9 protein-coding genes and 1 tRNA gene are annotated in these 12,214 nt (G+C 65.8%); 5 read left to right on the top strand and 5 right to left on the bottom strand.

Features of this window, described 5'->3' with window-relative positions:
* Positions 1 to 24: 24 nt before the first annotated feature.
* The 4 genes from AB7532_RS01375 to AB7532_RS01360 all read right to left on the bottom strand — a co-directional run bounded on the left by AB7532_RS01375 (position 25) and on the right by AB7532_RS01360 (position 4,153).
* A tRNA-Thr gene (locus AB7532_RS01375) sits at positions 25 to 100 on the bottom strand.
* Positions 101 to 209: 109 nt separating this feature from the next.
* Positions 210 to 2,009: a heme biosynthesis HemY N-terminal domain-containing protein gene (locus AB7532_RS01370; RefSeq protein ID WP_441233048.1), complete on the bottom strand. Its 1,800-nt coding sequence runs from the start codon at positions 2,007 to 2,009 to the stop codon at positions 210 to 212.
* 36 nt (positions 2,010 to 2,045) lie between these two features.
* A complete protein-coding gene (locus AB7532_RS01365) occupies positions 2,046 to 3,251 on the bottom strand; it encodes a COG4223 family protein (protein WP_441233047.1) in 1,206 nt (401 codons plus the stop codon).
* Positions 3,252 to 3,391: 140 nt separating this feature from the next.
* Positions 3,392 to 4,153 (bottom strand): uroporphyrinogen-III synthase, encoded by a 762-nt coding sequence (locus AB7532_RS01360; RefSeq protein ID WP_441233046.1) that lies wholly within the window; start codon positions 4,151 to 4,153, stop codon positions 3,392 to 3,394.
* 112 nt (positions 4,154 to 4,265) lie between these two features.
* On the opposite strand from AB7532_RS01360, the gene tsaD reads away from it, so the two are divergent.
* From tsaD to AB7532_RS01340, 4 genes are all read left to right on the top strand, one after another.
* Positions 4,266 to 5,339: a tRNA (adenosine(37)-N6)-threonylcarbamoyltransferase complex transferase subunit TsaD gene (tsaD, locus tag AB7532_RS01355; RefSeq protein ID WP_441233045.1), complete on the top strand. Its 1,074-nt coding sequence runs from the start codon at positions 4,266 to 4,268 to the stop codon at positions 5,337 to 5,339.
* Positions 5,340 to 5,527: 188 nt separating this feature from the next.
* On the top strand, positions 5,528 to 6,508 hold the full coding sequence (locus AB7532_RS01350; protein ID WP_441233044.1) for an NAD(P)H-dependent glycerol-3-phosphate dehydrogenase: 981 nt from the start codon (positions 5,528 to 5,530) through the stop codon (positions 6,506 to 6,508).
* A 109-nt stretch (positions 6,509 to 6,617) separates the two neighbouring features.
* Positions 6,618 to 7,733 carry an alpha/beta hydrolase gene (locus AB7532_RS01345; protein WP_441233043.1) on the top strand — a complete coding sequence of 372 codons (1,116 nt, stop codon included), beginning with the start codon at positions 6,618 to 6,620 and terminating at the stop codon, positions 7,731 to 7,733.
* Positions 7,734 to 7,828: 95 nt separating this feature from the next.
* The gene (locus AB7532_RS01340; protein ID WP_441239167.1) at positions 7,829 to 8,242 is read left to right on the top strand and encodes an EVE domain-containing protein; all 414 of its coding nucleotides are present in this window, start codon (positions 7,829 to 7,831) and stop codon (positions 8,240 to 8,242) included.
* 129 nt (positions 8,243 to 8,371) lie between these two features.
* Here the strand turns inward: AB7532_RS01340 and AB7532_RS01335 are convergent, their stop codons facing one another.
* Entirely contained in the window at positions 8,372 to 9,541 is a 1,170-nt protein-coding gene (locus AB7532_RS01335; protein WP_441233042.1) for a DNA topoisomerase IB, read from the bottom strand.
* Positions 9,542 to 9,964: 423 nt separating this feature from the next.
* Between AB7532_RS01335 and acs the strand changes: the two genes are divergently transcribed.
* Entirely contained in the window at positions 9,965 to 11,911 is a 1,947-nt protein-coding gene (gene acs / locus AB7532_RS01330) for an acetate--CoA ligase (RefSeq protein WP_441233041.1), read from the top strand.
* Positions 11,912 to 12,214: the final 303 nt, after the last annotated feature.

Below are 12,214 nucleotides of genomic sequence, written 5' to 3'. Positions count from 1 at the left end.
GACGATCGGATGAATGGGGCGCGCTGGTGCCGCAAGAGGGATTCGAACCCCCGACCCCGTCATTACGAATGACGTGCTCTACCAACTGAGCTATTGCGGCGAACCCTGCGGGACCTGGCAATGCCGGCCCCGATACGCGCGCTTCTGATATCGGGCATGGCCCGAATTGGCAAGGACAAGCGAAGAACAAGCGGGAAGCGAAATCGGCCTCACGCGCCCCAGCGAGACCAGAATCCGCGCCAGCCGCCAGCCTGGGCCTTTGGCGTGCCGATTTGTTCCGTAAATTCATCGCTTGGACCCTCGTCATCGATCCCGGGATCGTCAGGGGCACGGACGATCGGGATGACGGCAGGAATCGGGGCGGGCGCCGGCTTGCCGAGGTCAGCACGGGTCCGGAACACCGGAGTGGCCGCCACCGGCGATGATTCGGCAACCTCCGGGGTCGGCTTGACCGGCTCGGCGGGCGTCACCACCGGCCCTTCCTTGATGGATTCCTTGATCGTTTCCTTGGCCGCTCCGCTGACGGCCTCCTTGGCCTCAGGGGGTAAATTGTCCTGTGCGGCCGGCACCGGATCCGGCGTAGCCACAACCGGTTCCGCCGCGCTTTCACGCGGGGCCGCCGTGACCCGCTTTGGCGGCGGGGCGGCCAGCATGGCCTCCTCGAAGGCCGAGGATTCAATCGTGGTGCCCCTGTCCGAGGGCAGGCTCGCGACCGGCGTCTGCCACTGGAAGGCGTCGAGGCGGCCAGTGACCGGCGAGACCGGGCGCCAGCGGTCGCTGACATAGCCGTCCGCGGTCCAGGCCGGGTCGTGGCGGGCGCGCACCGCGCGCAAGGTCCAGGCACGGGCCCGGCCGCCGTCGCCGTGCTCGGTGCGTTCGAGCTCGGCCATCAGCAACGCGACGCGCTGGGTCGGATCGTTGACGTAAGGCGCCAGAACCGCGCGCGCGCGGGCAAATTCGGAGGCGTCGATCGCGGCGCGCGCGATTGCGAGCTGGCCCTCGACATGCCCGGCCCTGTCGGCAGGCGTCTTTGCGACAGGCGTCTTGGCGGCAAGCGTCTCGACCCGCTGCAAGCGCTGCCGCGCGGAATCGCCGAGCTTCACATGCGCATAGGCATCGGCGAGATCGGGGTGCGGATTGGCGAGCCAGGCGGCTTCGACCAGCTTCATGGCGCGGCGCACCTGATGCGCCTCGCTCTCGAATTTCGCGGCGAGCACGGCGGCCGGCACCAGGGTCGGCGCCAGCTTGATCGCCTCCATCACGCTCTCGCGCGCGACGTCGCGATCCATCGTCTCGAGCTCGAGCGCGCGCGCCGTGAGCAGCACGCCGCGCTGCCGGCGATAGGCCTGCTTGTCGATCAGGCCCGCGGCCAGATTCGAATCCAGGATCGCAAGCGCGCCGCTCCAGTCGCCACGCGCGCAGCGGAAGCCGAGCACCGCATGCGAGGCCCAGGTCGAGGACGGCGACAGCTTGATCGCTTCTTCCGCGATCATCACGGCGCCGACCGCATCGTCGGCGCGCTGCGCCTCGATGAACAGGCCGCGCAGGCCGAGCAGGCGGGTATCCTCGCGCTCGGCCATGACGCGGAAGACGCGCTGCGCTTCGTCGCGATTGCCTTCGAGCTGGGCGGACTGCGCGTGCAAGAGCAGCGCGAGCGGATCGTTTGCGGCAAGCCGTCGTGCGGTGTCGGCGTGACGACGGGCGAGCCCGGTATCGCCATGGCCGATCGCAAGCAGGCCCTGGGTGATGGCGTGGCGCCCCCGTGCATGACGCTTCTCGTGTCGGCGGCGGCGCACACGGCCGGGCAATCGCCACGTCGTGGTCAGGAGGCTCCAGAGCAGGACGATCGCCACGGCGAACAGGCCGAGAAGCAGCACGAACACCGGAATGGTCGGCGAGGCTTTCCAGCCGCCCCAGGTCATCACGACTTCACCGGGCTGGTCGGCAACCCAGGCCGCGCCGGCCGCCGCCAGCGCAATCAAAACGAGGAAGAGGACGATGCGAAGCATGACGATCCCTATACGCGCTGATTGTTGCGCGAACCTTTATTGAGCAGGCTTGACGAGATCCGCCATGGCGTCGTCGGCAAATTTGCGAGAAGCCGCGAGCGCGGCATCGCGGGCGTCGGCCTTGTCGAGCCAGGCCTGCGCCGGGGCACGATCGGCCTCGGGCAGCGTCTTCAGCTCGCGCCGCGCCTCGACGAAATCGTTGCGAAGCGCGAAAGCCGTCACGCGCGCGACGATCGCACCGCGATCGTTGCCGATACCGTCGGTGCGCTCGATGCGGACGAGCTTTGACGCCCCCGCCTGGAGGCGCTCGACAATGCCGGCATTCGCGGCCGGGGCTTCCGCCGGCGGCGCCAGCTTGGGCACGATATTCAGCAGCTCGCGGCTCAGCGCGACCGGCGTCGGGATGCCTGATGCCGCAAAGGTCTCGAGCGGCTTCAGCCCGTCGGGCTTGGCCGCGAGCGACCGCGCCGCGGACAGTTGCGACTGATAGGGGTCGCCATGGCGCACGGCGACGTCGAGCAGGGACGCCGCCACCACATGGCGCAGCGGCTTGTCGTCGATCTTCTCGCTCTGCTGTGCAAGCTCGGCGCGTTCCGTCTTGCTGGCGCGCTCGAGCTGCGCGACGCGGTTGGCGAGATCGGAGGAAACCGCAGCATCGCGCGGCGCGGCTTTGGCGTCGCTCAACGCGCTCGCGGTCTTGTCGGACTGTGCCCGCAGACCGGCGATGTCGCCGCGCAAGGTTGTGACGGACTTTTCCAGCGCGTCGATCCGCGCCACCATGGCCGGATCGGCTGCGGGCCTGGCCGCCTTGGCTTCGACCGCGGCAATGCGACCGCTCAGCGCATCGACCGATGCACTCGTCACTTGCGGCGCAGCCGGCGGCGCCTGCACCGCGGGCCAGCCCAGCATCCAGCCTATTCCGATCACGATGGCCGCTGCGACGGCGCCAGACAACGGCGCAACGACCCAAGGCGAAACTGGCGGCGAAACCGGCGGCGACGCGACGGCAGCCAGCGCTTCGGCGGACTCAGGCTGCAGCTCGGGCTTGATCTCTTCAACCTTGGTTTCGTCGATCTTGGCATGCTCATGCGCGGCCTGTTCGGCCGCCGCTTGAGTCTCCCGCTCGCCGACCGTTTCCTGCGGCTGAGTGGAGATTTCGGTGGCCTCGAGGTCGATGGTGGGCGGGGTGCGCTTGGCGCGGCCGGACCCGGGGGCCGTTGCCAGGTCTTCAGGCTTTCCCAAGTCTTCAGGCTTCCTCAAGTCTTCAGGCTTGCCCAAATCTTCAGGCTTTGCGTCTTCAGGCTTGTCATCGGCCATCGTGACGGTTCCTCACACTTACATGCCCTAAACGGACCCGATTGCGTCGGATTCGGCCCGACCTCTTACGCCAAACGGGTCCGCAAAGCACGCTCCAAGGTGTCGAATAAGGCGTTTTCGTCAGGTGCCGCGGCGACCAGAACCTGCGACGCACCGGCGTCGCGCAGCACGGCGGCCACGTTCTCGGACAGGCAGCATTGCGGGATCGCCAGCGCCGAGATTTCGACGCCTTCGTCCCGTGCCGCGTCCAGAAAGGCCCGTGCGCTGCGCCGGGAGTAATGCAGCACCGCCCCGATCCCATGGGCAGCGAAACCGTCGCAGACATCGCGCGGCAAAATCTTGACCGGCGCCATGCGATAGGTGGTCTGCGTCACCACATTAAAGCCCTCCGCGCCGAGCTCACCGCCGAGATCGCGCGACAGATCCGCGCCCGCGAGATAAAGCAGCGTACTCTTCTTTTTCAGCAGCTTGTCGCGCGCGCTCTGCATCACCTTGTCGCGCAAGGAAGCGGCATCGCCGCCGGCGACGATCACCTCGGCGAAACCGGCGTCACGCGCCGCGGCGGCCGTGTGTTCGCCGACCGCAAACAGCGGCAGCTCCAGCAGGCGAAGGTCCTTTAAGCCAAGGTCCTGCAATTGCGGCGCAACAGCACGGATCGCATTGGCCGACGTCACGATGATGGCACCGTAGGCTGCCTCGCTCTCGTCATGGAACGCGACCGGCTCGAACTTGAGCACCGGTGCGAGCAGCACCACATGACCCCGCGCACGCAGATTTTCTGCCGTCGCCTCATTGTCGGGATGCGGTCGTGTGACAAGAATGGACATCGCTGGTGTTCCCGAACCACGTGGCGGTGGCGCATTGACGAACGCTGACGGACGTACCAGAACTCTGCTTTACGGATGAGCGCAAGGGAGCAAATTGGATAACGATTCACCAATGCTGGTGCTGGGCATCGAAACCACCTGCGACGAGACCGCCGCGGCCGTGATCGAGCGCGCGCCCGACGGTGTCGGCAGGATCCTGTCCAATATCGTGCGGTCGCAGGTCGAGGAGCATGCCCGCTTCGGTGGCGTCGTGCCGGAGATTGCCGCACGCGCCCATGTCGATCTGCTCGACGGCATCATCGACCGCGCCATGACGGAGGCCGGCATCGGCTTTGCGCAGCTCAACGGTGTTGCGGCCGCCGCGGGACCGGGACTGATCGGTGGCGTCATCGTCGGGCTCACCACCGCGAAGGCGATCGCGATGGTGCATGACACGCCGCTGGTCGCGGTGAACCATCTCGAAGCGCATGCGCTGACGCCGCGCCTCACCGACGCCATCGAATTTCCCTACTGCCTGTTCCTCGCCTCGGGCGGCCATACCCAGATCGTCGCCGTCACCGGCGTCGGGCAATATGTGCGGCTCGGCACCACCGTCGACGACGCGATCGGCGAGGCCTTCGACAAGGTCGCGAAGATGCTGGGACTGCCCTATCCAGGCGGACCGCAGGTCGAGCGCGCGGCGGCAAACGGCGATGCCAAGCGTTTTGCTTTTCCGCGACCGATGCAGGGCCGCCCCGATGCCAACTTCTCGCTATCCGGGTTGAAGACCGCAGTCCGCACCGAAGCGAGCCGGCTGACAGAGATCACGGAGCAGGACATCAACGATCTCTGCGCGGGCTTCCAGGCCGCGGTGCTGGACTCGACGGCCGACCGTCTCAATGTCGGATTGAGACTTTTCCGCGAGCGGTTCGGTGCACCCAACGCGCTGGTGGCGGCCGGCGGTGTCGCGGCCAATCATGCGATCCGCGGCGCCCTCTACGGCGTCGCGCGCGAGGCGGACACGCAACTGATCATGCCGCCGCCCGCGCTCTGCACCGACAATGGCGCGATGATCGCCTGGGCCGGTGCCGAACGCCTCGCGCTTGGCATGACCGACACGATGGAAGCCCAGCCGCGCGCGCGCTGGCTGCTCGACGCCAATGCGACGGCGCCGGCCGGTTACGGCAAGACGCGGGCGGGATACTGAATGCCGTCGTCTCGCCACGGGCTCCACTTCACCTCGCCCCGCTTGCGGGGAGAGGTCGGATTGCATCGAAGATGCAATCCGGGTGAGGGGGACTCTCCGCGGGTCTCTCTGTCACCGTCCTTGCGGAGACTCCCCCTCACCCCGACCCTCTCCCCGCAAGCGGGGCGAGGGGGTGGAGAGATCTAGCCATGGCCGCGTTCCAATCCGTCGCGGTGATCGGTGCGGGTGCCTGGGGCACGGCGCTGGCGACCGTGGCGGCGCGGGCCGGACGGAACGTGACGCTCTGGGCCCGCAATGCGGAGCATGCAACGCGCATCGCTTCGACCCGCGACAATCCGCGGCTGCCCGGCGTGTGGCTGGCGCCTGACATCGTCGTCACGCATCAACTCGCGGAAGCTGCGCGCGCCGACATGGTTTTGATCGTGACGCCCGCACAGCATCTGCGTGGCGCCGTCAACATGCTGTCCTCGCATCTGGCAAAGCCGGTACCGATCGTCGCCTGCGCCAAGGGCATCGAGCACGGCACCCACAAATTCATGACCGACGTGATCGCGGAGGCCGCACCTCACGCGCTGCCGGCGATCCTGTCGGGGCCGAGCTTCGCCGACGATGTCGCGCGCGGCTTGCCGACCGCCGTAACCCTGGCCGCGAAGGACGAAGCCCTGGCGAGCGCGCTGGTGCAGGCGCTGGGCTCGCCGACCTTCCGGCCCTATCACTCCACCGACATTCGCGGCGTCGAGATCGGCGGCGCGGCCAAGAACGTGCTGGCGATCGCCGCCGGCATCGTGGTCGGACGCAACCTCGGTGCTTCCGCGCTCGCGGCGCTGACAACGCGCGGCTTCAGCGAGCTGGCGCGACTCGGCCGCGCCTGCGGCGCGCGCACGGAAACACTCTCGGGCCTCTCCGGCCTCGGCGACCTCTTGCTGAGCTGCTCGACCGCGCAGTCGAGAAACTTCGCGCTCGGCATTTCGCTCGGTCGCGGCGAGGCCGCGCCGGCGGGCAAGCTCGCGGAAGGCGCGTTCACCGCGCCGGTGCTGGTCGAGCTCGCGGCGGCGCGGAACGTCGACATGCCGGTCTCGCAAGCGGTCGCCGCCATCCTCGATGGCCGGTTGACCATCGACGCCGCCATCGAAGGGCTGCTGACACGGCCGTTCAAGGCCGAGGAATAGCGGCCGCCTTGCGGGTAGCACTTCACGGCCTTTGCACGCTGGTCTAGCCTAGCGGCACACCGCAGGATCCCGGTCCAACAACAATCAAACGGATCCAGGGGAAGAACGCATGCGCAAACCGCATCGCGCGATCGTTTCGATCGCCACCATCGCACTCGCCGCCATGACCTTACCCACCGCCGCCTACACCCAGGCCGCAATCTCCTATGACGAGCTCGCCAGAAACGAGGCGGCGGCCAATGCCGAAAACGGCAAGCGGGTCGCCCCCGTCAAGTCGATCGCCAATCCCGCCAATGACGTCAGCTCCGACATGCAGGCCATGATCGGCGCACCGTTTCCGCCGCACTTCAACGCGGACCCGAAGACGCCTGCGGAATGGAAGGAGCTGATCGACCGTCGCGCCAAGCTCTCGATCGCCAATGTCCCCGCGATGAAGGAGAAGCTCGGCGTCAAGGTCGAGGAGACGAAGATTGCCGGCGTGCATTGCTTCATCGTCACGCCAAACAGGATCCCGCCCGAGAACCGGCGCCGCCTGTTGGTCCATGTCCATGGCGGCGGCTATGTATTCGGCCCCGGCGAGGCCGCACTGCCGGAAGCGATCATGATGGCCGGTTTCGGCGGCTTCAAGGTGATCTCGGTTGACTATCGCATGCCGCCCGACTTCCCCTATCCCGCCGCGATGGACGATGCGATGGCGGTCTGGAAGGAGGTCACGAAGACGCATGATTCACGCCGGATGGCGATCTTCGGGACGTCGACCGGCGGCGCGATGACGCTCGCCATGGTGCTGCGGGCCAAGGACGAGAAACTGCCGAAGCCGGCCGCGATCGCACCGGGCACGCCGTGGTCCGATATCGACAAGGTCGGCGACACCTATGCCAGCAATGAATGGGTCGACAACGTGCTGGTGACCTGGGACGGCTGGCTCGGCCGCGCCGCAAAGCTCTATGCCAACGGGACGGATATGAAGAATCCCTACATCTCGCCGATCTACGGCGACTTCAAAGGGTTTCCACCGACCATCCTCACGTCAGGTACACGCGACCTGTTCCTCAGCAACACGGTTCGCACGCATCGCAAATTGCGGCGCGCCGGCGTGGTTGCCGACCTCAACGTCTATGAAGGCCAGTCTCACGCTCAATACCAGTTCAGCATCAATGCGCCGGAGACGAAGGAAGCTTTCACCGATATCGCAAAATTCTTCGATCGCTATCTGAAGGAATGAGTGCAGCGGTGGTTATCGGATGCCCGTGCTTGTCGCGGGCATCCGCGTCGCGGTATTATCGCGACACGTAAGTATCGAGAATGGGGCAAGTTGCGATGAACTACTGGCTGGTGAAATCCGAACCATCGGTGTGGTCCTGGGACCAGCAGGTCGCGAAGGGCGCCAAGGGCGAGGCTTGGACCGGCGTGCGCAATTACACCGCGCGCATCAACCTCGTGACCATGAAGAAGGGCGACAAGGCGTTCTTCTATCATTCCAACGAGGGCAAGGAGATCGTCGGCATCGCCGAGATCATCAAGGAGGCCTACACCGATCCCACCGACAAGACGGAAAAATTCGTCTGCGTCGACATCAAGGCCGACAAGCCGCTGAAGACGCCGGTGACGATGGCTGCGATCAAGGCCGACAAGAAGCTCGCCGAGATGGCGCTGGTGAAATACTCGCGCCTCTCGGTGCAGCCGGTGACGGCGGAGGAGTGGAAGCTCGTCTGCAAGATGGGCGGGATGTAATCGCCGCTGCCGTAGGGTGGGCAAAGCGAAGCGTGCCCACGATCTGGTCGCGATTATTGAGAGCTGGTGGGCACGGCGCTTCGCGCCTTTGCCCACCCTACGAGAGCGGAGTGCTGCGCGGCACCGCCCTTACACCGCCGCGGTCGCGACCACCTGCTGCAACAGCTGCTCGCGCCGCGCCTGCGAGCGCTGGCCCTTCATGGTCGCAGCGAAGCGCTCCAGAATTCCGTCCTCGAAAGCGGTGACGATGGTGTCGTGGACGTAGCTCTTGCGGCAGATCGCCGGCGTGTTGGAGAGCTTGTCGGCGGCGGCGCGGATCGCCTCCAGCACCTGCTTCTTGCGGCCGCGCTGGCTGGTCGCCGGCGTGATGCGCGACAGTGATTCCACGACGACGGCAGACGCCATCAGCGTGCGGAAATCCTTCAGCGAAATCTTGATGCCGGCGATCTCGCGCAGGAAGGCATTGACCTGCGTGGTGCTGACCGCGCGCACGATGCCGTAGGCATCGCGATACTGGAACATGCGTTTGCCGGGGACGCTCTGCAAAATGCCGATGGCACGCACCAGCTTGGCCGCGTCGCATTCCTTCCGCACCGCCTTGCCGCCCTTCGCCTTGAAGGTCAGCACGAAGCAATCGTCTTCCAGCGTGACGTTGGACTTCAAGAGCGTGGTGGCGCCGCGGGTGCCGTTGAGGCGGGCGTAGGATTCATTGCCGGGACGGATCGCGGTGCGCGCGATCAGCTCGATCACCGCCGAGAGCGCGAACTCGCGCGTCGGCTCGTCGCCCGACAGGAACGCCGACACCTTGCGCCGGATCTTCGGCAGCGCGCCGACGAGCTTCTCCAGCCGGTGCGCCTTGCGGTGCTCGCGGACCTTCTCCCAGTCGGCGTGATAGCGATATTGCAGCCGGCCCGCGGCATCGCGTCCCACCGCCTGAAGATGGGTCGTCGGATCGGCCGAGTAGCGCACCTCGCGATAGGCCGGCGGCACCGCCATGGCGTGCAGGCGGCGGATGGTGCGGGCGTCGCGGATATGCGCGCCGTTAGGCCGCACGAAAGAATAGCCCTTGCCGCGCTTGATGCGCCGGATCTTCAGCTCGTTCTGGTCGCCAAGCCGCAGGCCCAGCTCCTTGGCGAGTTCCTCAACGGCGGCCGGGGAAGCTGAATCAAAGACCTTTTTCGGGCTGGAACGGCTGGAACCGGCCGGTTTCGGCCATTGTCCAAGGGTTTTGGCCAGCGCAATGGCTGCAGGATCGGCTGAAGCGGGCCGTATCGTCCCGAGATTCTGCTGATCCATCATAGTGTTAAGCCTTGGCCCTGTCTGTTACCGTTCAATGCCGCTGTTCTGATGTTTGTTCCAAGGGTCGTTTGGCAGGACTCTTGGACGGTCTCTTGGGACCCGGGTTAGCCACTTAGGGTGTTCCGAACGGCATTGCGAGTCCCGAATCGGTGACAGGCGGTTTCTAAATACCGCCTGCGGCGCATGGGCGCCCTGCACGAGCCCCTTCCGACGATCTGGGTAAAGACCCGAAAGCCGGCTCCCCGGCTGTTTCAGATCTGCGACAGTCGCGCTCCGCAGCCTTGATCCCCCGCATGGCCGGCCGCTCGTCGAAGGTCCAGCTTGTGCGGCTTGTCGTGTCCGGTTACGCGGACGCATAATCGTTCAACGATGAAGTCGGCTCGCCACTCGTCTGTGCTCGGCTTGCCGTATCTGGAGGGAAACATGTCCGAGAAGATCTACGACGTCCCCGCGGAATGGACCAAGCGCGCCTGGGTCGACCAGGCCAAGTACAAGGACATGTACGCCCGCTCGATCGCCGACCCGAACGCCTTCTGGGCCGAGCAAGCCAAGCGCATCGACTGGATGCACGCGCCGACGAAGATCGAGAACGTCTCCTTTGCGCCGGGCAACATCTCGATCAAATGGTTCGAGGACGGCGTTCTCAACGTCGCCTGGAACTGCATCGACCGGCATCTCGCCACGCGCGCCAACCAGACCGCGATCATCTGGGAAGGCGACGATCCCTCGCAGTCGAAGCACATCACCTACAAGGAGCTGCACGACGAAGTCTGCCGGATGGCCAACATCCTGCGCACCCGCAACGTCAAGAAGGGCGACCGCGTCACCATCTATCTGCCGATGATTCCGGAGGCGGCCTACGCGATGCTGGCCTGCGCGCGGATCGGCGCGGTCCACTCCGTGGTGTTCGCCGGCTTCTCGCCCGACAGCCTCGCCCAGCGCATCAACGACTGCCAGTCCAAGATCATCATCACCGCGGACGAAGGTCTGCGCGGCGGCAAGAAGGTGCCGCTGAAGGCCAATGTCGACGCGGCACTCGCCAAGGCCGACGGCGTCGACTGGGTCGTCGTGGTCAAGCGCACCGGCGGCAAGATCGACATGAACCCGACGCGCGACCTCTGGTATCACGAGGCCGCGGCCATGGTGACAACGGAATGCCCGGCCGAGCACATGCATGCCGAGGATCCGCTGTTCATCCTCTACACGTCAGGCTCGACCGGCCAGCCCAAGGGCGTGCTGCACACCTCGGGCGGCTATCTCGTGTTCGCGGCGATGACGCATCAATACGTCTTCGACTATCACGACGGCGACATCTACTGGTGCACCGCCGATGTCGGCTGGGTCACCGGTCACAGCTACATTCTCTACGGGCCGCTGGCGAACGGCGCGACCACGCTGATGTTCGAAGGCGTGCCGAATTACCCGGATAATTCGCGATTCTGGAATGTCATCGACAAGCACAAGGTCAACATCTTCTACACCGCACCGACCGCGATCCGCGCGCTGATGCAGTCGGGCGACGATCCCGTGAAGAAGGCCTCGCGCGCCAGCCTGCGCCTGCTCGGCTCGGTCGGCGAACCCATCAATCCGGAAGCGTGGGAGTGGTATCACCGCGTCATCGGCGATGGCCGCTGCCCGATCGTCGACACCTGGTGGCAGACCGAGACCGGCGGCATTTTGATCACACCGCTGCCGGGCGCGACCAAGCTCAAGCCGGGCTCGGCGACGCAGCCGTTCTTCGGCGTCGTGCCTGAAATCGTCGATGCCGACGGCAAGGTGCTGGACGGCGAGACGTCGGGCAATCTGTGCCTGACGCGCTCATGGCCAGGCCAGATGCGCACGGTCTATGGTGACCACGCCCGCTTCGAGCAGACCTATTTCTCGACCTACAAGGGCAAGTATTTCACCGGCGACGGCTGCCGCCGTGATGCCGACGGCTATTACTGGATCACCGGCCGCGTCGACGACGTCATCAACGTCTCCGGCCACCGCATGGGCACTGCCGAAGTCGAGAGCGCGCTGGTTGCACATGAGAAGGTGTCGGAAGCCGCTGTGGTCGGTTACCCCCACGACATCAAGGGCCAGGGCATCTATGCCTATGTCACCCTGATGGCCGGCGTCGAGCCGAGTGACGAACTCCGCAAGGAGCTCGTGACCTGGGTGCGCAAGGAGATCGGCCCGATCGCCGCGCCGGACCAGATCCAGTTCTCGCCGGGCCTGCCGAAGACCCGCTCCGGCAAGATCATGCGCCGCATCCTGCGCAAGATCGCCGAAGACGAACCGGGCAGCCTGGGTGACACCTCGACGCTGGCCGATCCCACCGTTGTCGACGATCTCGTCAAGAACCGGCAGAACAAGAAGTCGGCGTAAGCAGCTCTCGTGCCCCGGACGCAGCGCAGCGCCACTTGGCGGTGCGCTGCTGAGCCGGGGCCCATCGATCCGCGTAACGAAAGAAAAGAAAGAGCTGGGTCCCGGCTCAGCGGAGCAGCGTTGCACGCTGCACCGCGTCCGGGACACGAGGCTGCCTTTCACGCCAACGCTCTCCCCAAAACAACAGCCGTTCACACCCTCACGCGTTTGTCAGGGCGCGGGCGTGCGCGCCCGCATCTTTCCGGCCGAGTGTTGTTTTCTTGTCATTTACTTTATTTCGAACATTTCCTTTGTTCCCCCTGC

Origin of the sequence: Bradyrhizobium sp. 930_D9_N1_4 (genome assembly GCF_052076015.1) — a bacterium.
In the GTDB taxonomy this organism is placed as follows: Bacteria; Pseudomonadota; Alphaproteobacteria; order Rhizobiales; family Xanthobacteraceae; genus Bradyrhizobium.
Note: the sequence above shows the minus strand (reverse complement) of the source record. Positions and strands in the feature narration are given on the sequence as shown.

What these genes read in the sequence shown, in the direction of transcription:
- AB7532_RS01340 (WP_441239167.1), top strand. Translation starts at nt 7,829, where the DNA reads ATGAACTACTGGCTGGTGAAATCCGAACCATCGGTGTGGTCCTGGGAC.
- AB7532_RS01350 (WP_441233044.1), top strand. Translation starts at nt 5,528, where the DNA reads ATGGCCGCGTTCCAATCCGTCGCGGTGATCGGTGCGGGTGCCTGGGGC.
- acs (WP_441233041.1), top strand. Translation starts at nt 9,965, where the DNA reads ATGTCCGAGAAGATCTACGACGTCCCCGCGGAATGGACCAAGCGCGCC.
- AB7532_RS01345 (WP_441233043.1), top strand. Translation starts at nt 6,618, where the DNA reads ATGCGCAAACCGCATCGCGCGATCGTTTCGATCGCCACCATCGCACTC.
- AB7532_RS01335 (WP_441233042.1), bottom strand. Translation starts at nt 9,541, where the DNA reads ATGATGGATCAGCAGAATCTCGGGACGATACGGCCCGCTTCAGCCGAT.
- AB7532_RS01360 (WP_441233046.1), bottom strand. Translation starts at nt 4,153, where the DNA reads ATGTCCATTCTTGTCACACGACCGCATCCCGACAATGAGGCGACGGCA.
- tsaD (WP_441233045.1), top strand. Translation starts at nt 4,266, where the DNA reads ATGCTGGTGCTGGGCATCGAAACCACCTGCGACGAGACCGCCGCGGCC.
- AB7532_RS01370 (WP_441233048.1), bottom strand. Translation starts at nt 2,009, where the DNA reads ATGCTTCGCATCGTCCTCTTCCTCGTTTTGATTGCGCTGGCGGCGGCC.